Here is a 255-nt window from a genome sequence, read left to right as displayed (position 1 = left end):
CGGCGTGTTGAAAAACGACACGGACGTAGAGCAAGACAGCCTCACAGTTAGCAGTGTTAATGGCGATAGCTCGAAAGTAGGTCAAACCATCACCTTAGAAAGTGGTGCAGCGCTTATCCTTAATGAAAACGGCAGCTATAGCTATGATCCAAACGGAGCGTTTGAATCATTAGGCGTTGATGATAAAGCGACAGACAGTTTCACCTATACGGCGAATGATGGCACTGAAGATTCAGAGCCAGTGACCGTAACCAT

General features: G+C 46.7%; 1 protein-coding gene. It reads left to right on the top strand.

Translation table 11 applies throughout. The features are described from left to right. Positions 1-255, top strand: a 255-nt coding sequence (locus AACW90_RS23145; RefSeq protein ID WP_390239396.1) for a cadherin-like domain-containing protein, incomplete at both ends; no start/stop codon positions are given.

This window comes from Vibrio frigidus (assembly GCF_042465995.1).
Classification (GTDB): domain Bacteria; phylum Pseudomonadota; class Gammaproteobacteria; order Enterobacterales; family Vibrionaceae; genus Vibrio.
The sequence above is the reverse complement of the archived record's forward strand: the minus strand, read 5'-3'. Positions and strand labels throughout refer to the sequence as shown.